The following is a 25,200-nucleotide window of genomic DNA, read 5'->3' as shown; positions in this document are numbered from 1 at the left end:
CGCCGTAACGGCAGGCCGAGCCGACCAAGTTGACGCTTGCGTAAAGCAGGTCACTGCTCCTAGATTTGCCGCCAGGAAGAGGAGCCTGAAACATGAGCGATCTGGACGCTTTTCGCGCCGAAGTGCGCGGCTGGCTGGAGGCGAACTGCCCCGCCGAAATGCGCGAACCCATCCGCGAGGAAGGCGATGTCTGCTGGGGCGGACGCAATTGGGTGTTCAAGAACGACGCCCAGAAAGCCTGGCTCGAAGCGTGCGTGGCGAAGGGCTATACCGTGCCCGACTGGCCCAAGCCCTATGGCGGCGCCGGCCTCACGCCCGAAGAAACCAAGATCCTCAAACAGGAAATGAAGCGCATCAACGCGCGCTCGCCGCTCGACAGCTTCGGCATCTGGATGCTCGGCCCCGCGCTGCTGCAATTCGGTACGGAGGAGCAGAAGGTCCAGTATCTGAACCCGATCGCGCGCGGCGAAATCCGCTGGTGCCAGGGCTATTCGGAACCCGGCTCGGGCAGCGACCTCGTGTCCTTGCAGACCTTCGGCGAGGACAAGGGCGATCACTGGGTCGTCAACGGCTCGAAAATCTGGACGAGCTACGCCGACAAGGCCGACTGGATCTTCTGCCTCGTCCGCACCGACAAGACGAACAAATATCAGGGCATCACCTTCATGCTCTTCGACATGGAGAGCCCCGGCGTCACCACCAAGCCGATCCTGCTCATCTCCGGCAATTCGCCCTTTTGCGAAACCTTCTTCGACGATGTCGAGGTGCCGAAGACGCAATATATCGGCGAGATCAACCGCGGCTGGGACGTCGCCAAATATCTGCTCGGCCACGAACGCGAGATGATCTCGGGCGGCGGCGCGGGCGGCGACATGGTCAGCATCGGCGGCGCCTTCGCCAAGGCCTTCGGCAAGAACGCCGCGGGCGAACTCGACGATCCGATCCTGCGCGCCGAAATGGCGGCGTTCGACGTCGACGTCTTCGCCTATCGCGCGATGGGCGAGCGCTTCATGGATATGTGGAAGACCGGTCGCGCGCATCCGGCCAGCTCGAACATGATGAAATATGTCGGCACCGAGCTCAACAAGCGCCGCCACGAACTGGTGATGTCGGGCGGCGGCAGCGAAGCCCTGGAATGGGACAGCGAAGAGACCAAGGGCGGCGCCCGCGCGCGGGGCTGGCTGCGCACCAAGGCCAATTCGATCGAAGGCGGGACGAGCGAAGTCATGCTCAACGTCATCGCCAAGCGTATCCTCGACCTGCCGGGCGCCTGATGTTTCTCCCCTTCCGCGAGCGGGAGGGGCAGCGAGGCTTGCGAACTTGTTCGCTAGCCGCAGCGGGGTGGGCAAAGGCGAAGTTGCTGGCCCACCCCTAACCCCTCCCGCAAGCGGGAGGGGAACTGGAGAGAGAAGATATGCCGCTCTATCACAATGACGACCAGGCGATGCTCAAGGACAGCGTCGCGCCCTTCGTGGCCGAACAGGCGCCGGTTTCGCACCTCCGCAAACTGCGCGACAGCGCCGACGCCACCGGCTTCTCGCGCGACCTCTGGGCGCAGTTCACCGAAATGGGCCTGCCCGGCATGCTCGTGCCGGAGGCGCATGGCGGGCTCGGCATGGGGCATATGGAGGCGGGCATCGTGCTCGAGGAAATCGGCCGCAACCTGACCCCGTCGCCCTTCCTCGCGACCAGCGTCGGCGCCGTCGCCGCGCTCGCGAAGGCGGGCGGCACGCAGGCGGGCCGCTGGCTCCCCGCGATCGCATCGGGCGAAGCGATCGTCGCGCTCGCGATCGACGAGGGCGCGAAGCACCGCCCCGACCGCATCGCGGCGACCGCGACGCGTAGCGGCAACGGCTTCCGCCTCGACGGCAAGAAGAGCTTCGTGCTCCACGGCCATGTCGCCGACATGAGCATCGTCGCGGCCAAGACCGACGGCGGCATCACTTTGTTCGCGGTACCCAAGAATGCGAAAGGCATGACCGCCGACCCGCGCCGCCTCGTCGACTCCTCGCTCGCCAGCCACGTCACGCTCGACGGCGTCGAGGTCGATGCCGACGCGGTGATCGGCGAGGTCGACGCGGGCGGCGAGATCCTCGATGCCTTACTCGCCGCGACGCGCACCGGGGCCGCCGCCGAAATGGTCGGCGTCGGGCAGGGCGCGATGGACATGACGGTCACCTATCTCAAGGAACGCAAGCAGTTCGGCAAGCTGATCGGCGAATTCCAGGGCCTCCAGCACCGCGCCGCCCATCTCTATGGCGAAATGGAAGTCGCGCGCGCCACGGTGATGAAGGCGCAGCAATTGCTCGACGAGGGCAGCGAAGGCGCGCGGCTGATGGTGTCGGTCGCGAAAGCGAAAGCCGGTCGCGCCGCCAACCTCGCGGTGCGCGAAGGCGTCCAGATGCACGGCGGCATCGGCATGACCGACGAATATGACATCGGCCTCTACATGAAACGCGACCGCGCGCTCGCCGAGTTTATGGGCGACGTGCACTACCACATCGACCAGGTCGCGCGGATGAACGGCTACTGAGCTGAACTTATCCCCTCCCGCCTGCGGGAGGGGAATGATCGGAGAAGACAAATGAACCTAAACGACATGTTCGGCCTCGACGGCCGCATCGCGCTCGTCACCGGCGGCTCGCGCGGGATCGGCCAGATGATCGTCGAGGGCTATCTCGCCGCGGGTTGTGCGCGCGTCTACATCTCGGCGCGCAAGAGCGCGCAGATCGAAGCCGCGGTCGCCGATTTCAATACGCGCTACCCCGGCAAGGTCATCGGGCTTCCCGTCGATCTCTCGACCGTCGAGGGCTGCCGCGCGCTGGCGAAGGAACTCGAAGCCCGTGAGGAGAAACTCGACATCCTCGTCAACAACGCCGGCGCCGCATGGGGCGAACCTTTCGAAGGTTTCCCCGAGGCGGGCTGGGACAAGGTGATGGACATCAACGTCAAATCGCCCTTCTTCCTGACGCAGGCGCTGCACGGACTGCTTAAGGCCGGCGGCACCGCCGACCGCCCCTCGAAGGTCATCAACATCGGCTCGATCGACGGCATGCGTCTCAACCCATGGGAAACCTACAGCTACCACGCGTCGAAGGCCGCGATCCTCTACCTCACCAAGCGCATGGCGGCGCGGCTGGTGACCGACAACATCATCGTCACCGCAATCGCGCCGGGCGCCTTCCAGTCGGACATGAACAAGGCCGCGCGCGACCATGGCGACGCGGTGGCGAAGAGCATCCCGGTCAAGCGCATCGGCATCCCCGAGGACATGGCCGGCGCCGCGATCTTCCTCGCGTCGAAGGCGGGCGACTATGTTGTCGGCGACACGATCACCGTCGACGGCGGGCTGGTGCACGGTGACCTCAAGACCAGCATCGATGCGTAACAAAAGCCCCTCCCCTTCAGGGGAGGGGTTGGGGTGGGGGCCAGACGCCTTGCGCAAGGTGTCTGGCCCCCACCCGCTGCGACTATGGCAGCAAGCTGCCAAGTCTCGCTGCCCTCCCCTGAAGGGGAGGGTGAGTCCTATTTGACTCCGGCCTCTTCAAGGTGTATTATTAAACTAACTCACCAAGGAGATGTGCCATGCGCTTCGCTTATCTGCTCCCCCCGATCCTCCTCCTCGCTGCCTGCGGACAGGAGGAAGAGAAAAAGGCCGGACCCGAAATCTCGATCAACGCCGGCGACGAGCATGGCGGCGTCCAGATCAGTTCGAGCAAGGACGGCGGCGGCAAGGTCAAGATCGGCGGCGACGGCGTCGATATCGACATCGACGTCCCCGACTTCGTCGATTTCGACGTCACCGGCGATTTCGACATCGACGGGGTCAAGCTCTATCCGGGCAGCCAGGTGACGACGGTCAATGTCGACGCGAACGACCGGAACGGCGCCGACAAGGCGGTGGTCAAGCTCGGCTTCACCTCGCCCGCCGCGCCCGCCAAGGCCGCCGAATGGATGGCGGGCGAATTCGCCAAACAGGGCGTCAAGATTTCGCGCACCGGCGACACGCTCGCGGGCAAGGACAAGGACGGCAGCGATTTCACGATCAAATTCGGCCCCGACGGCGCGAACAGCAAGGGTGAGGTGCTGATCACCAAGAGCTGAGAATCATATCCCACCCTCCCCCTCGATGGGGGAGGCAGCGAGACTTACGAACTTGTTCGTTAGTCGCAGCGGTGGGGGTGCGCCCTCGGCCTGACACGAAGGCCGAAGGACGCACCTTCACCCCCATCCAACTCCGCCTAGGCCGCTTCGCGGCCAAGGCTCCATATCCTTCCCCCGTCAAGGGGGAAGGAAGCTGCTACCCGCTGTTCCTGAGCGCCGTCGCGATCGCGTTGATCGTCAGCTGGATGCCCTCTGCGATCCGCGCATCGGTCTCGCCCGCGCGGTGCCGTTTCATCAGCTCGATCTGCAGCAGGTTGAGCGGTTCGATATAGGGCAGCCGCAGCCGGATCGACGCCTCGAGCGCGGGATTCTTCTCGAGCAGCCGCGTCTGCCCCGTGATCTCGAGCAGCCCGTCGTGCGCGCGGTTCCAGCCGTCCTTGATCCGCCCGAAGATCGCGTCATGCCCCTCGACCTGCCCCGCGAGTCCCGCATAGCGCGCAGCGATCCCCATGTCGGACTTGGCGAGCACCATCTCCATATTGCCGAGCAGCGCCGCAAAGAAGGGCCAGCTCGCCGCCATGTCCGCCAACAAGGCCTTATCGGCGAAGTCCGCAAACGCCTCGCCCGTCCCGTACCAGCCGGGCAGCATCGTGCGCGACTGCGCCCAGCTGAACACCCAGGGGATCGCGCGCAGGTCCTCGATCGCGGTCGATTTGGTGCGGCTCGACGGCCGCGACCCGATCTTCAGCGTCGCGATCTCGGCGATCGGCGTCATCGCGCGAAAGAAATCCTTGAAGGTGGGCGTGTCGTAGACGAGCCCGCGATACGCCGCGAAGGCCCCGTCCGACAGCTTATCCATCGCCGCGGTAAAGCGCACGCAGTCGGCCGCGCCCAGCGCCTCGGGCTCGAGGCTCGCGAGCAGGCTCGCCGACACCATCGCCTCGAGGTTGGTCGCCGCGCTGCCCGCGGTGCCATATTTGGCGCCGATCACCTCGCCTTGTTCGGTGATGCGGATGCGCCCCTGCACCGTCCCCGCGGGCTGCGCGCGGATCGCGGCAAAGGCGCTGCCGCCGCCGCGCCCGACCGCGCCGCCGCGGCCGTGGAACAATTGCATCGACGGCCCCGCCGCGGCGAACACCGGGGTCAAAGCCTGCGACGCCTGGTGCAGCCCCCAGGTCGAGGTGAGATAGCCGCCGTCCTTGTTCGAATCGGAATAGCCGATCATCACTTCCTGATGCCCGCGTGCGCTCACCTGGGGACCGATCTCGGGCATCGCGAAGTAACGCGCCATGATCGCCGGCGCATGCACGAGGTCGGCGATCGTCTCGAACAAGGGCACGACCATCAGGTTCGCCTTGCCCGCCGCATCGCCGCTCCGCCACAGCCCCGCCTCGCGCGCGAGCACATGCACTTCGAGCAGGTCGGACAAAGTCTGCGCCATCGAGATGATCCACTGGCAGATCGCGTCGGGGCCGAGCCGCGCCCGCACGTCGGCGGCGGCGCGGACGATCGCGAGCTCGCCCGCGGTCTCCTCGCTCCATTCGTGCCACGCCACCGCGAGCGGCCGGTCGCTCGCCAGTTCGGCGGTGAGCAGCGCGATACGCGCCTCCTCGTCAAGCGCCGCATAATCGTCGCACACCCCGGCGACGCGCAGCACTTCGGCGATCACACGCTCGTGCACCGCGCTGTTCTGGCGCATGTCCAATGTCGCGAGGTGGAAGCCGAATACTTCCACCGCGCGGATCAGCCGCCCGAGCGCGCCGACCCCGGCGAGCTGGCCTTCGCCGCTCGCCGCCAACCCGTCGGCCAGCGTCACAAGGTCGCGGCGGAACTCGGCGGGCGTGGCATAGGGCGCGCCCTTCAGCGCCGACGGCCGCGGCGCCGCCTTGCCGGTGATCGTCGCAAAAGTCGCGGTCAGCCGGGCATAGAGGCCCGACAAGGCGCGGCGATAGGGTTCGTCGCGGCGGCTCGGCGCATTGTCGCCGCTTGCCTCGGCCAGCGCCTCGACGGCTTCGGGCACCGGCGCGAGCCCCGCCGACACCGACAGCTCGGCGCCCAGCGCGTGCACCGCGTCGATATAATGGCCCAGCACCGCCGCGGCGTTGCGGCTGGTGGCCATGGTCAGCGTCTCGGCGGTGACGAAGGGATTGCCGTCGCGGTCGCCGCCGATCCAGCTTCCGACGCGCAGGAAGCTCGCGGGGCGCTGCCCCAGCTCCTTCTCCCAGCGCGCATAAAGCTTGGGCACCACCGGCAGGAACACGTCGCGCAAATAGGTCAAAGCATTGTCGATCTCGTCGGCGACGAACAATTTCTCCATGCGCAGCGGCCGCGTCTGCCACAACAGCACGATCTGCCGCCGTATCGCATCCTCGACGATATCGCCCTCTGCCGTCTCCTCGGCCCCCGCGTCGCGCAGCAGCATCAGCTCGGCGATGCGGTTCTTGTGGTCGAGCATCGACTTGCGCCGGACCTCGGTCGGGTGCGCGGTCAGCACCGGCGCGACCAGCGCCGCGCTCATCAGCGACGCCACCGCATCGCCGTCGATCCCGTCGCTCTTCAGCCGCGCCAGCGCCGCCGCGACCGTCGCCTCGGGCTCGGCCGCCACGCCTTGTCTGTCCTCGGCGAGGTTGGCGAGCATCGAAAAGAGCATGAAACCGCGGACAAAGGCGATGGTGTCGTCGAGCGTCAGCGCATCGAGCCCGGTGTCGATCGCCTCGGCCCCGTCGATCCCGCGGTGCCGGTCGACGCTGACCGAGCGGATATATTCGGTCTGGCGAAACAATTTCTCGCCGCCATAGGCACGAATGACGTCGCCCAAGATCCGCCCCAAATAGCGGATGTCGGGATTTTGCGAGATCTGGATCGGAGGGCCCATGCGCCGGATTGCTGCACCTGCGAAGGCGCAGCGTCAAGCGGCGCGATGTCGGCGCATAGCTATGCTCAATCCCGTCATCCCGGCCAAGGCCGGGATTTCTCCCTAGCTTGCTGACGCACCGGCGAGATCCCGGCCTTCGCCGGGATGACGTAAAGGGGTCTCAGCGCGTCTTCACCAGCCCCAAGGTCCCCATGTCGACCTCCGACCCGGCGCCGACGTCGAGGCTGTGCCGCGTGTCGGTGATGAACATCAGCTTCCCGTCGGCGCCGGTGATCCGCGCCGCCACCGCATAGCTGTGCCGGGGTTCGATCGCGCCGCGGTCGAAGCGGATCAGGAAGCTAATCGGCACCTGCTGCCCGTCGGCGGCAAAGGCCTGGCGCGCGATCGTCTTGGACGGCGCGTCGGCCAGGCTGACGTCGTCGACGCGCACCTCGATCTGCGCATCCGGGGGCAAGGCGATCCGCTCGCGATAGGCGATGCTGCCGCTGACCGTGACCCACTGGTTCGCCGCCTCGCCGCTGTCCTCGCCGGTAATGGCGCAGGACGACAGGGGCAGGGCGAGCAAAAGTGCCGCAGCGAAACGAAGCATGGCCATCTCCTACCCTCGTCATTCCCGTGGAGGGCGCGGAGAGGCGCGCGACTCTCCAAGCAATCCAGCTTCTTTCTGCCCCTTCTCTTTGCGCCTTTGCGTCTTTGCGCGAAACAAAAAAAGAAGGATTTCGCGAAAAGGCGCAAAGGCACGAAGAAGAAAGCTGGATTGCCGCATGCGCGGGAATGACGAAGGGGAGGAAAGCCCACGCCTACCCCTCCAGCTCGACGTCCCAGTAAAGCCAGTCAATCCAGCTTTCGTGCAGATAGCCCGGCGGGAAGCAGCGGCCATTGTCCTGCAACTGCCACGAAGTCGGCCGCCACGGCTGGCGGTGGATCGGCATATGCGCCTGCTGCGGCGTGCGCCCGCCCTTCTTGAGGTTGCACGGTGCACACGCAGTCGTGACGTTCTCCCACGTCGTGCGCCCGCCCAGCCGGCGCGGCACGACATGATCGAAGGTCAGGTCCTTGCCCGATCCGCAATATTGGCACGAAAACCGGTCGCGCAGGAACAGGTTGAAGCGCGTGAAGGCCGGATATTGCGACGGCTTCACATATTGGCGCAGCGCGATGACGCTCGGGATCGGCATCGTGCGCGTCGGCGAATGGATTTCGCGCTCGTAATTCTCGACGATCGTCACCCGGTCGAGGAACACCGCCTTGACCGCGGTCTGCCAAGGCCACAGGCTGAGCGGGTAATAGCTGAGCGGCGTATAGTCGGCGTTCAAAACTAGGGCGGGACAGCTGTCGGGATGCCGAGCGAGATCGGGATGAAACATGGCTTTTGGACGCTGCCCCCTTTTCTGTCCGGGTTGGCGCGCCACTGCCTTCCCGAAGTGACACTGGCATTACATGCCTTATCAGATTCTGGCGTCAAGGGGGCATCTGCCGCAAGATATGGGAAGGCTTGCGGACAAGTCCCACAGCATATGGATTCGAAGTCGCACTTATGCTGACCCGTTTCGCCCCCAGCCCGACCGGCGAGCTCCATCTCGGCCACGCCTATAGCGGGCTGCTCGCCTTTGACACCGCACGCGTCGCGGGCGGGCGCTTCGTCCTGCGCATCGACGATATCGACGGCAGCCGCTCGCGCGAGGACTATCTCGCGGCGTCGCTGACCGACCTCGCCTGGCTCGGCATCTTCTGGGACGGCGAGCCCGTGCGCCAGTCGCTGCGGCTGGCGCATTATCAGGCGGCGCTCGACGACCTCCACGCGCGCGGGCTTGTCTATCCCTGCTTCTGCACCCGCGCGGATATCGCCGCGAGCCTCGCCGCGCCGCACGGACCATCCGGCGCCATCTACCCCGGCACCTGCCGCCATCTCTCGGACGAAGAACGCGCGCGCCGCATCGCCGCCGAACCGCATTGCTGGCGCCTCGACATGGCGCAGGCGACCGCACTTGCGGGCGATCTCGACTGGGAGGAGCAGGGGCAGGGGCCTCGCTGCGCCGATCCCGCCGCGCATGGCGACGTCGTGCTCGCGCGCAAGGACGCGCCGGCCTCCTATCATCTCGCGAGCACGCTCGACGACGCCGCAATGGGGGTGACGCATGTCATCCGCGGCGCCGACCTCATCGCCTCGACCGACGTCCACCGCCTGCTCCAGGCGCTGCTCGGTCTGCCCGTGCCGCTCTATCGCCACCACGCGCTCGTCTGCGGCCCGGACGGCAAGCGCCTCGCGAAGCGCGACGCCGCCGCCTCGCTCGCCTCGCTGCGCGCGGCGGGAACCGACGGGCCCGCGCTCGCCGCCGATCTGCTCGCCGACCGGCTTCCCACTGGATATTCGCTGCGGATGCCCTAAATAGGGGGCATGGAAATCCTGCTCGTCCTTGGCGTCGTGGTCGCCGCCGGCTTCGTCCTCTTCTCGCTCGCGCGCGGACTCTTCCATTTCTCGCAGGGGCACCGCGCCGCGATGGACGGGACGGTCCGCGAGAATCAAGTGATGCAGAACAAGATGATGATGGCGCGCGTCAAATGGCAGGCGATCACCGTCATCCTGCTCGTGCTGATCGGCTTGTTCGCCGCCGGCAAATAAGCGGCCGCGCATTTCCGTGGTAAAACTCAACAAGATTTACACGCGCACGGGCGACGACGGCACCACCGGGCTCGTCGACGGCTCGCGCGTCGCCAAGTCCGCGCCGCTGATGGCGGCGATCGGTGATGTTGACGAAGCGAACAGCGCAATCGGCGTCGCGGTCGTGTCGCTCGCCGTGGACAGCGATCCTGCAAAGATGCTCGCGCGCATCCAGAACGAATTGTTCGACCTCGGCGCCGACCTCGCCACGCCGCCCGACATCCAGTTCGGCTTCGGCCCGCACGACATGGCGCTGCGCATCGTGCCCAGCCAGGTCGCGCGGCTCGAGGACGAGATCGACGCGATGAACGCCGGGCTCGACCCGCTGAAGAGCTTTATCCTACCCGGCGGGACCGAGGCGGCGGCGCAGCTTCATATCGCGCGCGCGGTGACGCGCCGCGCCGAACGCGCCGCGGTGACCGCCGCGGCGGAGCGCGAACTCAACCCGATCGCGCTCGCCTATCTCAACCGCCTGTCGGACCATCTCTTCGTCCTGACGCGCCACCTCAACGCCGCGGCGGGCGGCGACATCCTCTGGAAACCCGGCGCGACGCGCTGAAATAGATCCTCCCCATCGCGAAGCGTTTGGGGGGGCGCGCCGCGAAGCGGTGGTGGAGGGGTTTCGACGGCTGTGCCGCAAGGCGAAAAAGAATGATGCGCGCAGAGGCGCAGAGATCGCAGAGAAAAGATGTTCACGCGGGGACGCGGAGACGCGGAGGGATACCCCACTCCGTTCGTGCTGAGCTTGTCGAAGCACCGTCCTTCTCTTCGGGGTCGCGAAGAAAGAACGGCCCTTCGACAAGCTCAGGGCAAACGGCCTTCTTGCGTCTCTCCGCGTCTCCGCGCCTCTGCGCGAATCCCTTAAACGCCGCTGAATAAAATCGCGTCGAACGATAACACATCGTTCCCTAAATGTTCTGGACAAGCCCCCGCGCCGTAACCATATTCCTCTCCACCGCGAAACCGAATCGGACCCCGGGGATTATCTGCTCATGGCCAGCCAGAAAGATGCTTCGCCCCTGACCGGCGACACCGATGAGGCGATGGCGCTGGCCAGCCGCTTCGCCGCGACGCGCCGTCTGTCGCTCGACCTCGTCGCCACCCTGTCGGACGCCGATGCCAGCGCGCAGTCGATGCCCGACGCCTCGCCCGCCAAATGGCACCTCGCGCACACGACCTGGTTCTTCGAAACCTTCGTGCTGCGCGACCATGTGCCGGGCTATGAATTGTTCGACGCGCGCTACCCCTTCCTCTTCAACAGCTATTATGAGGCCGAGGGACCGCGCCACGCGCGCCCGCAGCGTGGCCTCTTGACGCGACCCTCGCTCGACGAGGTGCGCGTCTGGCGCGCCCATGTCGACGCCGCGGTGCAGAGCGCGATCCCCGACCTGCCGCGCGCCGCGCTGAAGCTGGTCGAGCTCGGTATCCATCACGAACAGCAGCATCAGGAACTGCTGCTCACCGATGTGAAGCATCTTTTCGCGCAAAATCCACTCGGCCCCGCGGTGTGGGAAAAAGACGCAATCGCGAATGAAGTTGCGCAGATTTCCGCGGTTTCGGCCGATGCGGGACCGATGCGCTGGATCAAGGGCGCCGAGGGCGTCGTGCGGATCGGCCACGCCGGCGAGGATTTCGCATTCGACTGTGAACTTCCGCAGTTTTCGGCGCTTCTGACCCCGCACGCGCTCGCCAGCCGCCTGGTCACCAACGGCGAGTGGCAGGCGTTCATCGCCGACGGCGGCTATCACACGCCGTCGCTCTGGCTCGCCGACGGCTGGGCCTGGGTGCAGGAGCAGGATGTCCACGCACCCGCCTATTGGCACGAGGGGCGGCAGTTCACCCTCGCGGGCTGGCAGGCGATCGACCCCGCCGCCCCGGTGACGCACATCAGCTTCTTTGAGGCCGACGCCTTCGCCGGCTGGGCCGGCGCGCGCCTGCCGACCGAGTTCGAATGGGAGGCCGCAGCATCGGCGCTCGACCCGCACGGCGGCGCCCAGCTCGACGCCGCGGGTCCCGTCCAGCCCGCCGCGCTCGCCGGCGACACCGAACCGCAACAGATGTTCGGCAGCGTGTGGGAATGGACCGGCAGCGCCTATCGCCCCTATCCCGGCTTCCGCGCCGCGCCCGGCGCGGTCGGCGAATATAATGGCAAGTTCATGAGCGGCCAGTTCGTGCTGCGCGGCGGCAGCGTCGCGACCCCGCGCGGCCATATACGCGCCTCCTACCGCAATTTCTTCTACCCCCACCAGCGCTGGCAATTCACCGGCGTCCGCCTCGCAAAGGATCTTTGATATGGGCGTTGTTCGCCATCTTCGGCAGGTCGATGCCGATGCCGCCGGCGTGGACATCGCCTTCCGCGCCGATGTCCATGCGGGCCTCAGCCAGGCGCAAAAGGCGGTTCCCGCGCGCTGGTTCTACGACGCGACCGGCTCGGCGCTGTTCGAGGACATCACCGCGCTCCCCGAATATTATCCGACGCGCAGCGAGACCGACCTCTTGAAACGCCACGCCGCCGCCATCGCCGCGGCGATCGGCCCCGGCCGCGCGGTGGTCGAACTCGGCTCGGGCAGCTCGACCAAGACGCCGCTGCTGCTCGGGGCGATGCAGCCCGCCGCCTATGTGCCCGTCGATATCTCGGGCGATTTCCTCCGCGACAGCGCGCTCGCACTCGCGGCGCGCTTCCCCGAGCTCGCCATCTATCCGGTCGAGGCCGATTTCACCCAGCGTGTCGCGCTGCCGCGCGAGATCTGCCTCTTGCCCAAGCTGGGTTTCTTCCCCGGCTCGACGATCGGCAATATGGTCGCGCGCACCGCGATCGACCTGCTGCGCAATTGGCGCGAGACGCTCGGCGATGGCTCTTTGCTGCTGATCGGCATCGACCGGATCAAGGACGCCGGCATCCTCGAGCTCGCCTATGACGATCCGGCGGGGGTCACTGCGGCGTTCAACCTCAACCTCCTCACGCGGATCAACCGCGAGCTCGGCGGCGATATCCCGGTGGAGAATTTCGAGCACAAGGCCGTGTGGGACGATGTCCATGCGCGCATCGAAATGCATCTCGTCGCCGCCTGCGACATGGATTTCATCGTCGATGGCCGCGCCTATCATATGGCGAAGGGCGAGACGATCCACAGCGAGAACAGCCACAAATATGGCCCGCGCGACGCGAATCTGCTGCTCCGCGCCGGCGGCTGGACCCCGCTCGCGACGTGGGACGACGCCGACCCCAAATTCGCGCTGATCCTCGCGCAGGCGACCGAGTTCCGCTCGGCCCCCTGATCCTCGCCCCTTGACGCTTTGGCCCGAAGCCGTAGGGGCACGGGCAGGCTATATCGAAAGGGCAGCATATGATCGTCGGCGTCATCGGGGCAGGGCAAATGGGCGCGGGCATCGCGCAGGTCTCGGCGGGCGCGGGCCATGATGTCCTGCTCTCCGACATCGACCTTGCGCGCGCCGAAGCGGGCAAGGCGGGCATCGCCAAGGCGCTCGGCCGCCTCGTCGCCAAGGACAAGATGAGCCAGGGCGACGCCGACGCGCTGCTCTGCCGCATCGCCCCCGTCGCCGACCATAGCGCCTTCGCCCCCGCCGACCTCGTCATCGAGGCCGCGACCGAGCGCGAGGAGATCAAGCGCGCGATCTTCGCCAGTGTCGGCCAGCATCTCTCAGGCACCGCGATCCTCGCCAGCAACACCAGCTCGATCCCGATCACCCGCTTGGCGCAGGCCGCGCCCGACCCGGCGCGCTTCATCGGCGTCCACTTCTTCAACCCCGTGCCGGTGATGGGGCTCATCGAACTGATCCGCGGCCTTGCGACCAGCGACGACACCTTGGCGACGGTCGAGGCCTATGGCCGCGGGCTCGGCAAGGAGATCGTCCACGCCAACGACGCCCCCGGCTTCATCGTCAACCGCGTGCTGATGCCGCTGATCAACGAGGCGATCTTTGCCTTGGGCGAGGGCGTCGCGACGATGCAGGACATCGATGCCGGCTGCCGTCTCGGGCTCAACCACCCGATGGGCCCGATCACCCTCGCCGACTTCATCGGCCTCGACACCTGCCTCGAAATCATCCGCGTGTTGCACAGCGGCACCGGCGATCCCAAATTCCGCCCCGCGCCGTTGCTCGTCAAATATGTCGAGGCCGGCTGGGTCGGCAGGAAGGCCGGGCGCGGCTTCTACGACTGGACGGGCGAGACGCCCGTACCGACGCGGTGATCCTGCGGTGCCATGCTTCCCGCCATCGCGCCATCGATTGACGGGAGCCGAAATGGCCCGCGGGCGTTAGCACGGCAAGGCGCCATGGGCGCCGCAACAGGAGGCTGACCATGATACGCAATTTCGCTGCTTCGTTTCTGTTCATCACCGCCGCGCTGGCCACGCCGCTCCACGCGCAACAGGGATCGCCCGAACAGTCGACGATCAAGGAAACCGCCAATTCGGTGACCGAGCCGTTCGATGGCAAGGAAATTCCTCCTAAGCTGGCCGCGGTCCAGGAAGCCCCCTATTCGCTCGCCGGTCTCGGCAAATGCGCCGCGATCCAGCAGGAGATCAACGAGCTCGATGCGGTGCTCGGCCCCGACATCAACCAGCGCGTCGAGGCGAGCGAGGCGAAGAAGCGCGAAAAAACCGTTGGGCGCGTAGCGGGCAATGTGGCGGGCTCGTTCATCCCCTTCGGCGGACTGATCGGCGAGGTCACCGGTGCCAATGCCGAGCGGCGGCGCTATGCGGTCGCGGTCTATGCTGGCACGGTGCGTCGCGGCTTCCTGAAGGGCGTCGGGCTCGAACGCGGCTGCAAGGCGCCCGCGCGGCCGTAGACGACAAGGGGGAGGGGTTCATGCAGGTCGACAATATCCGTCCGTTCGAGGTCGCGGTGCCGCAGGCGGCGCTGGACGATCTGAAGGCGCGCCTCGCGATCGCACGCTGGCCCGAAAAGGAGACGGTCGACGACTGGGACCAGGGCGTGCCACTCGCCTATGCGCAGGAACTAGCGGCCTATTGGCAGGACGATTACGACTGGCGCCGGATCGAGGCGCGGCTCAACGCGCATCCCAATTTTCTCGCGACCGTCGATGGCCTCGACATCCATTTCCTCCACATCCGCTCGGATAATGTCGCCGCGCGGCCGCTTATCCTGACCCACGGCTGGCCGGGGTCGGTGCTCGAATTCCTCGATGTGATCGAGCCCCTGTCGGCCGACTATCATCTCGTGATCCCCTCGCTCCCCGGCTACGGCTTTTCGGGCAAGCCGACCGAGGCCAAATGGAGCGTCGAGCATATCGCCGCTGGATGGGACGCGCTGATGGCGGCGCTCGGCTACGACCGCTATTTCGCGCAGGGCGGCGACTGGGGCAGCGCGGTGACCTGCGCGATCGGCGGCAACCATGCCGACCGCTGCGCGGGCATCCACGTCAACATGATCGTCGGCCAGCCCGACCCCGCGACGATGACCGACCTCACCGACGACGAGAAGGCCTATCTCGCGCGCTTCGGCTGGTACCGCGCCAAGGACAATGGCTATTCGACGCAGCAGGCGACGCGGCCGCAGACGATCGGTTACGCGCTCGCCGACTCGCCCGTCGGGCAGATGTGCTGGATCGTCGAGAAATGCCACGGCTGGACCGATTGCGGCCACCACCCCGGCGGCCAGTCGATCGGGGGTCACCCCGAAAAGGCGCTCAGCCGCGACGCGATGCTCGACACCGTCAGCCTCTACTGGCTCACCAACAGCGCGGCCTCGTCGGCGCGGCTCTATTGGCACAGTTTCGCTCAGTTCGGCTTCGGCGAGATCCATGTGCCGACCGGGTGCAGCCTCTTCCCCAACGAGATCATGCGCCTGTCGCGCCGCTGGGCCGAGGGTCGCTACAAGAATATCGTTTACTGGAACGAACTCGACAAAGGAGGCCATTTTGCCGCGTGGGAGCAGCCAGAACTCTTCGCCCGCGAGGTTCGCGCCGCTTTCGCCGGAATGAGCCTCTGACCGCCGCTCAATAACCCGAGCGGACGCACAGCACGTCGGCCAGATATTCGCGGCGGTTCACCGTCTCCATATGCTCGCGCGCCGACCCGTTCCAGCCGATCGAGCGGCACCATGTGTCGGCGCTGCGCGCGGCGCAGGCCGCGGTCGCCGAGCCGCTGGTGCAGGCAAGCACGCGAGTGCCGTTGGTACCGGGCTGGGTGTGGAACTCGGCGAATTGGCCGCGCGTGCTCTGATCGTTCGCGGGGGGATTGGGGTTCCATCCGCCGCCCCCCCCGCCGCCGCGGACCGGGCGCATCGACTGGACGGTCATCCCGCGCAGCACGCTGCCCAGCATTGGCGTGTCGCGCTCGACGGTGCGGCACTGCCCGCGATAGCGCGTCCTTTCGCATAGCTCCCAGCGGCCGCTCGCGATGCGCACCGAATTGACCGGCCAGGCGAGCCCCAAATTGGTCTTGGCCTCGCCGACGAACACCGCGGGGCCGCGATAGCCCGCGTCGCGATAGATGGTGGCCTCGGGTGGGCGGTACATGCGCTCTTCGGGGGTTTGCGCGGCCGAGACGGCGAGCAGCCCCCCGGTCAGCGACGCCGCGAAGGCGCCGGCGATGGACAGACGATGGACGGCTTTCATAACGCTCTCCCTGCTGCTGTGACCCGGAGACTCGTTGCTGGAGCCGAGTTTACCGCATGCGGGGAAAGCGCGCAAATATCATCGGTATGGGCCGCCGTCCGCTCAGGGCTGCTTGGGCGCCGCCGTGTCCGTAGGCGCAGCCGGCGCTGACTCGGTGGCGGGCGGAGCGGTGGCGGGCGCGCTCGCGGGCGCAGCCGCGGGCACCGCCACCGGCGCCTTATCCTCCGGCGTCGTCAACGGCGGCGTCACGCTCAGGATCAGCCCCGCGAGCGCCGCCGACATCAGGTTCGACAGGCTTCCCGCGAGCAGCGCCTTCAACCCCAGCTTGGCGATCATCGGCCGCTGGTTCGGCGCGAGGCTGCCGGTGACTGCCATCTGGATCGCGATCGAGCTGAAATTGGCGAAACCGCAGAGCGCAAAGGTGCCGATGGCGATCGACGTCGGCGACAATCCGCCCGCCTTCTGCATATTGCCGAGGTCGATGAAGGCGACGAATTCGTTGAGCACGATCTTGCTGCCGAACAGTGCGCCGACCGCGTCCGATTCGGCCCAGGGCACCCCCATCAGCCACATTACGGGGCGGAAGATCTGGCCGATGATCGACTGGAACGACAGCCCCTCGACATCGAACCAGCCGCCGATCCCGGCGAGCAGGCCATTCGCCAGCGCGACCAGCGCGACGAAGGCGAGCACCACCGCGCCCACCGCGACCGCCAGCTTGACGCCGGTCTGTGCACCCTGCGCCGCGGCCATGATGATGTTCGCGGGCTTTTCCTCGTCGTGGCTCGCCTCGGGCATCACGATCGGCTCGATCCCGATATCCTTGGGATCGTCGGGCATCATGATCTTCGCCATCAGGATACCGCCCGGCGCCGACATGAAGCTCGCCGCGAGCAGATAGGGGAGCAGATGCTCGCCGATCATCCCCGCATAGGCGCCGAGGATCGTGCCCGCGACCCCCGCCATGCCGACGGTCATTATCGTGAACAGCTGCGACGGGGTCAGCCCCGCCAGATAGGGCCGGATGACCAGCGGGCTCTCGCTCTGTCCCACGAAGATGTTCGCCGCGGCGCCCAGGCTCTCGACCTTCGTCACGCCCGTGATCTTCTGGATGCCGCCGCCGACCCATTTGATGATCTGCTGCATCACGCCCAGATAATAGAGGACCGAGATCAGCGACGCGAAGAAGACGATCACCGGCAGCGCGCCGATCGCGAACACCGCCTTGCCATAGGGTGGCTGGGTCAGCACTTCGCCGAACAGGAATTTCGTGCCCTCGTCGGCATAGCTCAAAAGGTTCGAGACGCCGGTCGACATTGCCCCGATGACGACACGGCCCCACGGCGTGCCGAGCACCAGGATCGCGAACCCCGCTTGCAGCAGGAAGGCGGGCACGACGACGCGCGGGCGAATCCAGCGGCGGTTCGACGAAAACAGCACGGCGATCGCAAGCAATGCGACGATGCCGAGCAGACCGATCAGGCTTTCCATAATTTCTGTGCGTCCCCCGCAAATATATTGCGTCTGTCTAGCGGGCTTTGGCGGCGGGGCAAGGGGCGCGCGGCGAGCCGCGCTTCTCGGACTTTCCAGCATCCGTAAAACCGACTATCGGGCGGCATGACCGACACCTCATCGACGGCGCTGCCGCGCACGCTCTCGCCCTCGCTCTTCCTATTCACGATCATCTATGGCGGCATGGTCGTGCTCGCCGGGGTGCTGGGCAACAAGCAGGTCGCGCTCGGCAGCTGGCTGGCGGTCGAGGCGGGGATATTTCCTTTCCTGCTGCTCGTTGCCTTGTCGAGCACGGTATCGGAACTGCACGGGCAGGGTACCGCGAACCGGCTCGTGCTGTGGGGTTTCGTGCCGCTGATCCTCTCGATCCTGCTGATCTCGCTGGTGCTGGCGCTGCCCGCTTCGCCCGAGATGCAGCCCGACCGGCTCGCGGCGTTCGACCTGATCCTGGGGCAGGGGCCGCGGCTCATGGCGGCGGGGATCGTCGCTTACGGCACCTCGCAATTCCTCAACGTCACGATCTTTTCGAAGCTGCGCGGGCGCGAAGGCGCCGGGACGGGCTCGACCTGGCTCGCGATCCGCGGCGCGATCGCCAGCGCGCTCAGCCAGATCGTCGATACATTGCTCTTCGTCACCATCGCCTTCTACGGCGTCTTCCCGATCGCCAATCTGATGGGCGGGCAGATGCTGGCCAAGGTCGTGCTGTCGATCCTCGTCATCCCCTTCGTGATCACCGGGCTCGTCGCGCTCGGCCGGAGCCTCGACAGACAGGGATAAATGCATGTATCTTATGTATGTTGATGAGAGCGGCGATACCGGTCTTGCGAACTCGCCTACACGATATTTTGCGTTATCCGGCTTGGTTATCCACGAGCGCGATTGGCGGGAGTTTCTTGAGCGGTTGCTTGCATTCAGGCGTACTTTGAAGAGCGTGTATGGGTTGGGCGTTAGAACCGAGCTTCATGCTTCGGAGTTTATGCGTAGCCCCGTTGACGGCTTAAGTAAGATTGATCGGCTCGCCGTCCTCCGGAATACACTCGATGAAATAGCAAAATTGCCGAATCTCTCGATCACAAATGTGATCGTGGACAAGCAAGGGAAACCCGACGGATACGACGTGTTCCACACAGCGTGGGGTGTCTTGTTTCAGCGCTTTGAAAACACTCTCCATTTCTCGAATTTTCCGGGGCAGTTCTCCGAAGACTATGGTCTCGTTTTAACCGACGCGACGGCAGGTTCCAAGTTGACCAGGCTAGTTCGCCGGATGTCCGTTTATAATACGATCCCCAGTTCCTATGGCGGCGCATCTCGAAATATGCCCATTCGAAAAATCATCGAAGATCCGCACGGCAAGGATTCCAAGGATTCCTTGCCTGTTCAAATAGCGGACGTTTGTGCCTATTTTTTGTTGCAGCGTTTCGCCCCAAATTCGTTCGTGCGCCGAAAGGGCGGCCATCGATATTTCGAGAGATTAAAGCCCGTCCTGAATAGGCATGCAAGTCGATCAAGCGATTTGGGAATTGTACAATTATGAAAAGGGCGGACGGCTTTCGCCGCCCGCCGGGTCAGTCCTACTTCAGGGTTGAGCCCTGTTTCAGACCGAGTTCTATATAGCATTAAGTAGCAGAAATTTCAAGAAAAAGTTTTGAATCGTATTCAACGACTTAGGAAGCTATTGACCCGTCGCATGACCAATGTTCCCGCCACTCCTCACATGCCCGACCTGCTCGCGAAGGCGGAGACGCTCGTCGAGGCCCTGCCCTATCTGCAGCGCTACGCCGGCCAGACCTTCGTGATCAAATATGGCGGCCATGCGATGGGCGATCCCGAGGCGCAGCGCGATTTCGCCGAGGATGTCGTGCTGCTCAAAGCCGTCGGCATCAACCCGGTGGTCGTCCATGGCGGCGGGCCGCAGATCGGCGCGATGCTGAAGCAGCTCGGGATCGAATCGACCTTCGTCGGGGGGCTTCGCGTTACCGACGCCGCGACCGCCGAGGTCGCCGAGATGGTCCTCGCGGGCAAGATCAACAAGGAAATCGTCAGCTGGATCGCGGCGCTCGGCGGCCGCGCGGTGGGCATTTCGGGCAAGGACGCCAATCTGGTGCTCGCCGAAAAGATCGGCCGGACCGAACCCGACCCCAATTCGGGGATCGAGCGCCACGTCGACCTCGGCTTCGTCGGCGAACCCGTCGCGGTCGACCCGACGATTCTCAAGAATCTCACCAACGACAATTATATCCCCGTCGTCGCCCCGGTCGCGCTCGGCGCCGACGGCGCGACCTACAATATCAACGCCGACACGATGGCGGGGGCGATTGCCGGGGCTTTGGGGGCAAAGCGCTTCTTCCTGCTCACCGACGTCGCCGGGGTGCTCGACAAGGACAAGAATCTCCTGACCGACCTCGACCGCGCCGCGATCGACGCGCTCAAGGCCGACGAGACGATCACCGGCGGCATGATCCCCAAGGTCGAGACCTGCGTCGCCGCGGTCGATGCCGGGGTCGAGGCCGCGGTCATCCTCGACGGGCGCATCCCCCACGCCATGCTGCTCGAAATTTTCACCGCACGGGGTGCGGGCACGCTCATTCATCGCTAAGCTATCCCCTATCGACCTTTCGGCCGGAGTTCCCAATGTATTTGATGATCCTGCAGATCCTCTCGATGCTCCTCAACATCCTGTGGTGGATCATCATCGTCCAGGCGGTGATGTCGTGGCTGCTCGCGTTCAACGTGATCAACACCCACAATGAATTCGTGCGCCAGCTGTGGCTGGTGCTCGAACGCATCACCGAACCGCTCTATCGCCCGATCCGGCGCATCATGCCCGATTTCGGCGGCATCGATCTGACCCCGATCGTCGTGCTGATCCTGATCGCGATCCTGCAGGGGCCGGTGCTGCGCTACCTTGTCGAGGTCGGTGCCAATGCGGGGCTGATCTGATCCGATGAGTGACGCGCATGTCATCGACGGCAAGGCCTTCGCCGCGGGACTGCGCGCGCGCATCGCCGACGCGGTGCCCGCCTTCAAAGCCGCAGCCGGGCGCGTCCCCGGGCTCGCGGTCGTGCTCGTCGGCGACGATCCGGCGAGCGCGGTCTATGTCGGCTCGAAGGGCAAGGCGACGCTCGCCGCCGGCATGGCAAGCTTCGAGCATCGCCTGCCCGCCAGCGCGACGCGGGCCGAGGTCGAGGCGCTGCTTGAGCAGCTCAACGCCGACGAAGCGGTCGACGGCATCCTCCTCCAGCTCCCGCTCCCCGCCCATCTCGACGAACAGGCGGCGGTCGCGACGATCGATCCCGGCAAGGACGTCGATGGGCTGACCCCGGTCAGCGCCGGCCGCCTCGCGCTCGGCATCCCCGGCATGGTGCCGTGCACGCCCTATGGCTGCCTACTGCTGCTCCAGGACCGGCTCGGCGATCTGTCGGGCAAGGACGCGGTGGTGATCGGCCGCTCGATCCTCGTCGGCAAGCCGATGGCGGCGCTGCTGCTCGGTGCGAACGCGACCGTCACCATGGCGCACAGCCGGACGAAGGATCTTGCGGACCTCGTCCGCCGCGCCGATATCGTCGTCGCAGCGGTGGGCCGCGCCGAAATGGTCAAGGGGGACTGGATCAAGCCGGGCGCGGTCGTGATCGACGTCGGCATCAACCGCCTTGCGCCGGCCGAGGGCGAGGCCAAGGGGCGGCTGGTCGGTGACGTCGACTATGCGTCGGTGCTGCCGCTCGCTTCGGCGATCACGCCGGTTCCGGGCGGGGTCGGCCCGATGACCATCGCCTGCCTGCTACGCAACACGCTCGTCGCCGCGCATCGCCGCGCCGGGCTGACCGATCCGGAGGGTTTCTGATGCGCTTGCTGCTTTCCGCTTCGCTCGCCCTCGCGCTCGCCGGCTGCGCGGGCCAGCCCGACGATATCCGCAACCGCCCGCTCGGTCCCAATCCCAGCGGCTTCGTCGCCGCCGAGATCGGCTTCGCCCGCCTCGCGCAGGAAAGGGGGCAGTGGACGGCGTTCCGCGAGACGTCGGCGCCCGATGCCGTGATGTTCGTGCCGCAGCGGGTGAAGGCGCGCGACTGGCTGCGCACGCAAAAGGATCCCGCCGAGGCGGTCAAATGGCAGCCGCACGCGGTCTATGTCAGCTGCGACGGCAATGTCGGCGTCACCACCGGTGCGTGGCAGAAGGGGCCGGCGAACGGCTATTTCACGACCGTGTGGCTGCGCGATCCGAAGAGCGGCAAGACGCTCTGGACGGCCGATCATGGCGACGAGCTGGCGACGCCGCGCGTGGCGCCCGACTTCATCGATTCGAAGCAGGCGGTGTGCGGCACGCGCCCCGGCGTCGCGCTCGACGCGGGCGCCGAGGGCGAGGACCGCGCGGTCGGCCTGTCGCCCGACCAGACGCTGAGCTGGACCTCGGTCGTCCGCCCTGACGGATCGCGGCGGATCACCATCCGCCTGTGGGACGGCGGCGCGATGGCGCCGGTAATCGACGACCAGGTCGCGGCGCCCAAACAGCCGTGATCGATCTCTTCATCTCGGCCTTCGTCACGCTCTTCGTGGTGATCGATCCGCCGGGCTGCGCGCCGATCTATGCCAGCCTGACGACGGGGGCGAGCGCGGCGCAGCGGCGCTCGATGGCGATCCGCGCGACGATCATCGCGGGCGGCATCCTCGTTTTCTTCGCGATGTTCGGCGAGGCGCTGCTGAGCTTCCTCCACATCGACCTCGACAGCTTCCGCATCGCGGGCGGGCTGATGCTGTTCATCATCGCGATCGACATGGTGTTCGAAAAGCGCACCGAGCGCCGCGAACAGCGCGCCGAAAAGGTCAAGGCGACCCCTGAGGTCGAGGACGTCTCGGTCTTTCCGATGGCGATGCCGATGCTCGCGGGGCCGGGCTCGATTGCCTCGGTTATGCTGCTGGTGTCGCAGAACAACGGGCTCGACCGCGCCTTCGTGATCTTCGGCGCGCTGCTGCTCGTGCTGCTGCTGACGCTCGCCGCGCTGCTCGCCGCGGGGCCGCTGATGCGGCTGATCGGCAACAAGGGCGAGGCGGTGATCACGCGCCTGCTTGGCGTACTGCTTGCGGCGCTCGCCGCGCAGTTCGTGATCGACGGCATCAAGGCCAGCTTCAACCTGGCGTAAAAAGAGGGCGCCGCCCGCAGGCGACGCCCTCCCTTCCATCCACTGGACTATGATCAGCGTGCGTTGTTGACGTCGTTCTGCGTCACCGGCGCGATGCGGATTTCGACGCGGCGGTTGCACTGATAATCGGCCTCGCCGCGCTCGGGCGAGCATTTGAGCTGCGATTCGCCGAAGCCCATCGTCGCGACGCGCGCGCGCTGGATGCCGCGGCCCGCCAGATAGTCGGCGACCGACGACGCGCGGCGCTCGGACAATCCCTGGTTATAGCTGTCGCTGCCGGTCGAATCGGTGTGGCCATAGACGTCGATATAGGTCGACGGATATTCGGCGAGAGTCGCGGCGACATTGTCGAGCGCGCTGCGGAACTGCGATTTCACCAGCGCGCTGTTGTAATCGAAGGTCACGTCGCCGGGCATGTTGAGCACCAGCTGGTCGCCTTGGCGCTCGACGTCGATGCCGGTGCCCGCGGTGCGCTCGCGCAATTTCTTTTCCTGCTGGTCCATATAGTAGCCGACGCCCGCGCCGGCGACCGCGCCGATGCCCGCGCCGACGATTTCCTCGGTGCGGCTGTTCTTGCCGCCGATCAGGTCGCCGAGCAGATAGCCGCCGAGCGCACCGCCGACACCGCCGATGGCAGCGTTCGAAATCTTCTTCTCGCCGGTCACCGGATCGGTGACGCAGGCCGACAAGCCCACAGCGGCGATGCCCGCCAGCGCGGCGAGTTTGATGGTCTTGATATTCATTGATGCGCTCCCTTTTTGCGCGGCCCGCTGATTGCGGGCGTTGCTGTCGCTCTGCCGATAACATCCGGCCGCGCCTCTGGTTCCATTCGTCGCCTGAACCTGGCCTTAGCCGGCACCAGCGCGCCCATTGTGCAGCGGGGCCGCTTTCGCCTATAGCGGGGCCATGACCGAAGCTGACAGGGGGCGGGCGCGCAGGCGCCGGACGCGAAACAGATGACCCCTTTTCCCTGGGGTGACGTGGCGATCATCGCCGTGCTGATCCTCCTCAACGGCGTGTTCGCGATGTCCGAACTGGCGATCGTCTCCGCCCGCCAGCCGCGGTTGCAAGCCGCGGAAAAGCGGGGGAGCCGCGGCGCCGCGGTCGCACGGCAACTGGCCGCCGATCCGGGTCGCTTCCTCTCGACCGTGCAGGTCGGTATCACGCTGATCGGCATTTTGGCAGGCGCCTATTCGGGTGCCAGCCTCGGCGGGCCGGTCGGAGACCGCCTGCAATCCTGGTTCGGTCTCGACGATGAAACGGCGCTGACGACGGGTTTTGCGGTCGTGATCGTCATCACCACCTATTTTTCGCTGATCGCGGGCGAGCTGGTGCCGAAGCAATTTGCGCTGCGCGCCCCCGAGCGTATCGCGATCGTCATGGCGGTACCGATGCTGTGGCTGTCGAAGATCGGCGCGCCGCTGGTCTGGCTGCTCGACGCCAGCTCGGGCCTCGTCTTTCGCATCCTCGGCCTCAGCCGCGAATCGGAGGATCGGGTCACCGCCGAGGAGCTTCACCTGATCGTCGCCGAAGCGTCCAAATCGGGGGTGATCGAGGAAAGCGAACGCGCGATCATCTCGGGCGTCGTGCGCCTCGCCGACCGCCCGGTGCGCGAGGTGATGACTCCGCGGACCGAGGTCGACTGGATCGACATCGCGTCGGACGACGACGCGGTGCGCGCGCGGCTGCTCGAAAGCCCGCACAGCCGCCTGCCCGTCGCGCGCGGTTCGGTCGACGACATCGTCGGCGTGGTGCAGGCGCGCGACATCGCGGCGGCGCTGTTCCGCGGCGAGACGCTCGACCTCGAACAGCTCACCCGCCGCGCCGTGGTGATCCACGACCAGATCGACGCGATGGATGCGCTCGAAAGCCTGCGTGTCGCCGAGGTGCCAGTGCTGCTCGTCCACGACGAATATGGCCATTTCGAAGGCATGGTGACCCCCGCCGACCTGCTCTCGGCGATCGCCGGCGAATTCGCGTCGGACCAGGATATCGGCAGCGAGCCTTTTGTCGTCGAGCGCGAGGACGGCAGCCTGCTGATCGCGGGATCGATGCCCGCCGACCAGATGGCCGAGCGGCTGGGCATCGAGCTCGGCGAGGACCGCGACTATGCGACCGCCGCGGGCCATGCGCTGGCGATCCTGAAGCATCTGCCCAAGGAGGGCGAGGTGTTCAAGGATCGTGGCTGGCGCTTCGAGATCGTCGACATGGACGGGCGCAAGATCGACAAATTGCTGGTCAGCGAGATCGTCAAGCCGAAGGGCGACGAGGCCGAATAGGGCCGGTCGGCGGCCTAAAGCCACAAAAG

At 66.2% G+C, this 25,200-nt stretch carries 26 protein-coding genes; 20 read left to right on the top strand and 6 right to left on the bottom strand.

The genetic code is table 11. The features are described 5' to 3' along the window. Window positions 1–92: 92 nt before the first annotated feature. The 4 genes from BWQ93_RS14675 to BWQ93_RS14660 all read left to right on the top strand — a co-directional run bounded on the left by BWQ93_RS14675 (window position 93) and on the right by BWQ93_RS14660 (window position 4,104). Window positions 93–1,274 carry an acyl-CoA dehydrogenase family protein gene (locus BWQ93_RS14675; RefSeq protein WP_077031203.1) on the top strand — a complete coding sequence of 394 codons (1,182 nt, stop codon included), beginning with the start codon at window positions 93–95 and terminating at the stop codon, window positions 1,272–1,274. Between the two features lie 140 nt (window positions 1,275–1,414). Continuing rightward, on the top strand, window positions 1,415–2,533 hold the full coding sequence (locus tag BWQ93_RS14670) for an acyl-CoA dehydrogenase family protein (RefSeq protein ID WP_077031202.1): 1,119 nt from the start codon (window positions 1,415–1,417) through the stop codon (window positions 2,531–2,533). 51 nt (window positions 2,534–2,584) lie between these two features. Beyond that, window positions 2,585–3,388: an SDR family oxidoreductase gene (locus BWQ93_RS14665; protein ID WP_077031201.1), complete on the top strand. Its 804-nt coding sequence runs from the start codon at window positions 2,585–2,587 to the stop codon at window positions 3,386–3,388. A 197-nt stretch (window positions 3,389–3,585) separates the two neighbouring features. Then, window positions 3,586–4,104 carry a hypothetical protein gene (locus tag BWQ93_RS14660; RefSeq protein ID WP_077031200.1) on the top strand — a complete coding sequence of 173 codons (519 nt, stop codon included), beginning with the start codon at window positions 3,586–3,588 and terminating at the stop codon, window positions 4,102–4,104. A gap of 196 nt (window positions 4,105–4,300) precedes the next feature. Here BWQ93_RS14660 and ppc read toward each other — a convergent pair whose 3' ends face one another. The 3 genes from ppc to BWQ93_RS14645 all read right to left on the bottom strand — a co-directional run bounded on the left by ppc (window position 4,301) and on the right by BWQ93_RS14645 (window position 8,346). Next, the gene (ppc, locus tag BWQ93_RS14655; RefSeq protein ID WP_077031199.1) at window positions 4,301–6,979 is read right to left on the bottom strand and encodes a phosphoenolpyruvate carboxylase; all 2,679 of its coding nucleotides are present in this window, start codon (window positions 6,977–6,979) and stop codon (window positions 4,301–4,303) included. Between the two features lie 160 nt (window positions 6,980–7,139). Next, the gene (locus BWQ93_RS14650; protein ID WP_083721198.1) at window positions 7,140–7,568 is read right to left on the bottom strand and encodes a YbaY family lipoprotein; all 429 of its coding nucleotides are present in this window, start codon (window positions 7,566–7,568) and stop codon (window positions 7,140–7,142) included. 211 nt (window positions 7,569–7,779) lie between these two features. Then, the gene (locus BWQ93_RS14645; protein WP_058806588.1) at window positions 7,780–8,346 is read right to left on the bottom strand and encodes an HNH endonuclease; all 567 of its coding nucleotides are present in this window, start codon (window positions 8,344–8,346) and stop codon (window positions 7,780–7,782) included. A gap of 170 nt (window positions 8,347–8,516) precedes the next feature. On the opposite strand from BWQ93_RS14645, the gene gluQRS reads away from it, so the two are divergent. The 8 genes from gluQRS to BWQ93_RS14605 all read left to right on the top strand — a co-directional run bounded on the left by gluQRS (window position 8,517) and on the right by BWQ93_RS14605 (window position 15,617). After that, window positions 8,517–9,368, top strand: a complete 852-nt coding sequence (gene gluQRS / locus BWQ93_RS14640) for a tRNA glutamyl-Q(34) synthetase GluQRS (RefSeq protein WP_077031197.1) — start codon at window positions 8,517–8,519, stop codon at window positions 9,366–9,368. Window positions 9,369–9,377: 9 nt separating this feature from the next. Next, complete coding sequence (locus BWQ93_RS14635; protein WP_077031196.1) at window positions 9,378–9,602, top strand: HIG1 domain-containing protein; 225 nt, start codon at window positions 9,378–9,380, stop codon at window positions 9,600–9,602. Window positions 9,603–9,618: 16 nt separating this feature from the next. Further along, window positions 9,619–10,200: a cob(I)yrinic acid a,c-diamide adenosyltransferase gene (locus BWQ93_RS14630; protein WP_077031195.1), complete on the top strand. Its 582-nt coding sequence runs from the start codon at window positions 9,619–9,621 to the stop codon at window positions 10,198–10,200. 433 nt (window positions 10,201–10,633) lie between these two features. Continuing rightward, a complete protein-coding gene (gene egtB, locus BWQ93_RS14625; RefSeq protein ID WP_077031194.1) occupies window positions 10,634–11,932 on the top strand; it encodes an ergothioneine biosynthesis protein EgtB in 1,299 nt (432 codons plus the stop codon). Window position 11,933: 1 nt separating this feature from the next. Next, the gene (gene egtD / locus BWQ93_RS14620) at window positions 11,934–12,920 is read left to right on the top strand and encodes an L-histidine N(alpha)-methyltransferase (RefSeq protein WP_077031193.1); all 987 of its coding nucleotides are present in this window, start codon (window positions 11,934–11,936) and stop codon (window positions 12,918–12,920) included. 68 nt (window positions 12,921–12,988) lie between these two features. Beyond that, window positions 12,989–13,855: a 3-hydroxyacyl-CoA dehydrogenase NAD-binding domain-containing protein gene (locus tag BWQ93_RS14615; protein WP_077031192.1), complete on the top strand. Its 867-nt coding sequence runs from the start codon at window positions 12,989–12,991 to the stop codon at window positions 13,853–13,855. 110 nt (window positions 13,856–13,965) lie between these two features. Further along, window positions 13,966–14,454 (top strand): hypothetical protein, encoded by a 489-nt coding sequence (locus tag BWQ93_RS14610; protein ID WP_077031191.1) that lies wholly within the window; start codon window positions 13,966–13,968, stop codon window positions 14,452–14,454. A gap of 20 nt (window positions 14,455–14,474) precedes the next feature. Next, complete coding sequence (locus tag BWQ93_RS14605; protein ID WP_077031190.1) at window positions 14,475–15,617, top strand: epoxide hydrolase family protein; 1,143 nt, start codon at window positions 14,475–14,477, stop codon at window positions 15,615–15,617. 7 nt (window positions 15,618–15,624) lie between these two features. Here BWQ93_RS14605 and BWQ93_RS14600 read toward each other — a convergent pair whose 3' ends face one another. Together BWQ93_RS14600 and BWQ93_RS14595 are read right to left on the bottom strand one after the other, a co-directional pair. After that, window positions 15,625–16,245 carry a beta/gamma crystallin-related protein gene (locus BWQ93_RS14600; RefSeq protein ID WP_077031189.1) on the bottom strand — a complete coding sequence of 207 codons (621 nt, stop codon included), beginning with the start codon at window positions 16,243–16,245 and terminating at the stop codon, window positions 15,625–15,627. A gap of 102 nt (window positions 16,246–16,347) precedes the next feature. Then, window positions 16,348–17,736 carry a NupC/NupG family nucleoside CNT transporter gene (locus BWQ93_RS14595; protein WP_077031188.1) on the bottom strand — a complete coding sequence of 463 codons (1,389 nt, stop codon included), beginning with the start codon at window positions 17,734–17,736 and terminating at the stop codon, window positions 16,348–16,350. Window positions 17,737–17,862: 126 nt separating this feature from the next. On the opposite strand from BWQ93_RS14595, the gene BWQ93_RS14590 reads away from it, so the two are divergent. From BWQ93_RS14590 to BWQ93_RS14560, 7 genes are all read left to right on the top strand, one after another. After that, complete coding sequence (locus tag BWQ93_RS14590) at window positions 17,863–18,534, top strand: queuosine precursor transporter (protein ID WP_077031187.1); 672 nt, start codon at window positions 17,863–17,865, stop codon at window positions 18,532–18,534. A gap of 4 nt (window positions 18,535–18,538) precedes the next feature. Further along, the gene (locus tag BWQ93_RS14585; RefSeq protein ID WP_077031186.1) at window positions 18,539–19,291 is read left to right on the top strand and encodes a DUF3800 domain-containing protein; all 753 of its coding nucleotides are present in this window, start codon (window positions 18,539–18,541) and stop codon (window positions 19,289–19,291) included. A gap of 153 nt (window positions 19,292–19,444) precedes the next feature. After that, window positions 19,445–20,353, top strand: coding sequence for an acetylglutamate kinase (gene argB / locus BWQ93_RS14580; RefSeq protein WP_077031185.1), 909 nt, complete (start codon window positions 19,445–19,447; stop codon window positions 20,351–20,353). A gap of 35 nt (window positions 20,354–20,388) precedes the next feature. Further along, the gene (locus BWQ93_RS14575) at window positions 20,389–20,697 is read left to right on the top strand and encodes a YggT family protein (RefSeq protein WP_077031184.1); all 309 of its coding nucleotides are present in this window, start codon (window positions 20,389–20,391) and stop codon (window positions 20,695–20,697) included. 4 nt (window positions 20,698–20,701) lie between these two features. After that, window positions 20,702–21,598, top strand: a complete 897-nt coding sequence (folD, locus tag BWQ93_RS14570) for a bifunctional methylenetetrahydrofolate dehydrogenase/methenyltetrahydrofolate cyclohydrolase FolD (protein ID WP_077031183.1) — start codon at window positions 20,702–20,704, stop codon at window positions 21,596–21,598. Beyond that, window positions 21,598–22,269: a hypothetical protein gene (locus BWQ93_RS14565; protein WP_077031182.1), complete on the top strand. Its 672-nt coding sequence runs from the start codon at window positions 21,598–21,600 to the stop codon at window positions 22,267–22,269. The genes folD and BWQ93_RS14565 overlap by 1 nt, the downstream gene beginning before the upstream one ends. Next, the gene (locus BWQ93_RS14560; RefSeq protein ID WP_058806606.1) at window positions 22,266–22,892 is read left to right on the top strand and encodes a MarC family protein; all 627 of its coding nucleotides are present in this window, start codon (window positions 22,266–22,268) and stop codon (window positions 22,890–22,892) included. Before BWQ93_RS14565 ends, BWQ93_RS14560 begins: the two co-directional genes overlap by 4 nt. A gap of 53 nt (window positions 22,893–22,945) precedes the next feature. On the opposite strand, the gene BWQ93_RS14555 is transcribed toward BWQ93_RS14560, so the two are convergent. Then, complete coding sequence (locus tag BWQ93_RS14555) at window positions 22,946–23,635, bottom strand: OmpA family protein (RefSeq protein WP_077031181.1); 690 nt, start codon at window positions 23,633–23,635, stop codon at window positions 22,946–22,948. Window positions 23,636–23,848: 213 nt separating this feature from the next. On the opposite strand from BWQ93_RS14555, the gene BWQ93_RS14550 reads away from it, so the two are divergent. Continuing rightward, a complete protein-coding gene (locus BWQ93_RS14550; protein ID WP_077031180.1) occupies window positions 23,849–25,171 on the top strand; it encodes a hemolysin family protein in 1,323 nt (440 codons plus the stop codon). Window positions 25,172–25,200: the final 29 nt, after the last annotated feature.

Origin of the sequence: Sphingopyxis sp. QXT-31 (assembly GCF_001984035.1) — a bacterium.
Taxonomy (GTDB): domain Bacteria; phylum Pseudomonadota; class Alphaproteobacteria; order Sphingomonadales; family Sphingomonadaceae; genus Sphingopyxis.
Note: the sequence above shows the minus strand (reverse complement) of the source record. Positions and strands in the feature narration are given on the sequence as shown.

Bases quoted from the DNA above. Each gene is read 5' to 3' on its own strand.
- BWQ93_RS14675 (WP_077031203.1), top strand. From the start codon at position 93: ATGAGCGATCTGGACGCTTTTCGCGCCGAAGTGCGCGGCTGGCTGGAG.
- BWQ93_RS14670 (WP_077031202.1), top strand. From the start codon at position 1,415: ATGCCGCTCTATCACAATGACGACCAGGCGATGCTCAAGGACAGCGTC.
- BWQ93_RS14665 (WP_077031201.1), top strand. From the start codon at position 2,585: ATGAACCTAAACGACATGTTCGGCCTCGACGGCCGCATCGCGCTCGTC.
- BWQ93_RS14660 (WP_077031200.1), top strand. From the start codon at position 3,586: ATGCGCTTCGCTTATCTGCTCCCCCCGATCCTCCTCCTCGCTGCCTGC.
- ppc (WP_077031199.1), bottom strand. From the start codon at position 6,979: ATGGGCCCTCCGATCCAGATCTCGCAAAATCCCGACATCCGCTATTTG.
- BWQ93_RS14650 (WP_083721198.1), bottom strand. From the start codon at position 7,568: ATGCTTCGTTTCGCTGCGGCACTTTTGCTCGCCCTGCCCCTGTCGTCC.
- BWQ93_RS14645 (WP_058806588.1), bottom strand. From the start codon at position 8,346: ATGTTTCATCCCGATCTCGCTCGGCATCCCGACAGCTGTCCCGCCCTA.
- gluQRS (WP_077031197.1), top strand. From the start codon at position 8,517: ATGCTGACCCGTTTCGCCCCCAGCCCGACCGGCGAGCTCCATCTCGGC.
- BWQ93_RS14635 (WP_077031196.1), top strand. From the start codon at position 9,378: ATGGAAATCCTGCTCGTCCTTGGCGTCGTGGTCGCCGCCGGCTTCGTC.
- egtB (WP_077031194.1), top strand. From the start codon at position 10,634: ATGGCCAGCCAGAAAGATGCTTCGCCCCTGACCGGCGACACCGATGAG.
- egtD (WP_077031193.1), top strand. From the start codon at position 11,934: ATGGGCGTTGTTCGCCATCTTCGGCAGGTCGATGCCGATGCCGCCGGC.
- BWQ93_RS14615 (WP_077031192.1), top strand. From the start codon at position 12,989: ATGATCGTCGGCGTCATCGGGGCAGGGCAAATGGGCGCGGGCATCGCG.
- BWQ93_RS14610 (WP_077031191.1), top strand. From the start codon at position 13,966: ATGATACGCAATTTCGCTGCTTCGTTTCTGTTCATCACCGCCGCGCTG.
- BWQ93_RS14605 (WP_077031190.1), top strand. From the start codon at position 14,475: ATGCAGGTCGACAATATCCGTCCGTTCGAGGTCGCGGTGCCGCAGGCG.
- BWQ93_RS14600 (WP_077031189.1), bottom strand. From the start codon at position 16,245: ATGAAAGCCGTCCATCGTCTGTCCATCGCCGGCGCCTTCGCGGCGTCG.
- BWQ93_RS14595 (WP_077031188.1), bottom strand. From the start codon at position 17,736: ATGGAAAGCCTGATCGGTCTGCTCGGCATCGTCGCATTGCTTGCGATC.
- BWQ93_RS14590 (WP_077031187.1), top strand. From the start codon at position 17,863: ATGACCGACACCTCATCGACGGCGCTGCCGCGCACGCTCTCGCCCTCG.
- BWQ93_RS14585 (WP_077031186.1), top strand. From the start codon at position 18,539: ATGTATCTTATGTATGTTGATGAGAGCGGCGATACCGGTCTTGCGAAC.
- argB (WP_077031185.1), top strand. From the start codon at position 19,445: ATGACCAATGTTCCCGCCACTCCTCACATGCCCGACCTGCTCGCGAAG.
- BWQ93_RS14575 (WP_077031184.1), top strand. From the start codon at position 20,389: ATGTATTTGATGATCCTGCAGATCCTCTCGATGCTCCTCAACATCCTG.
- folD (WP_077031183.1), top strand. From the start codon at position 20,702: ATGAGTGACGCGCATGTCATCGACGGCAAGGCCTTCGCCGCGGGACTG.
- BWQ93_RS14565 (WP_077031182.1), top strand. From the start codon at position 21,598: ATGCGCTTGCTGCTTTCCGCTTCGCTCGCCCTCGCGCTCGCCGGCTGC.
- BWQ93_RS14555 (WP_077031181.1), bottom strand. From the start codon at position 23,635: ATGAATATCAAGACCATCAAACTCGCCGCGCTGGCGGGCATCGCCGCT.
- BWQ93_RS14550 (WP_077031180.1), top strand. From the start codon at position 23,849: ATGACCCCTTTTCCCTGGGGTGACGTGGCGATCATCGCCGTGCTGATC.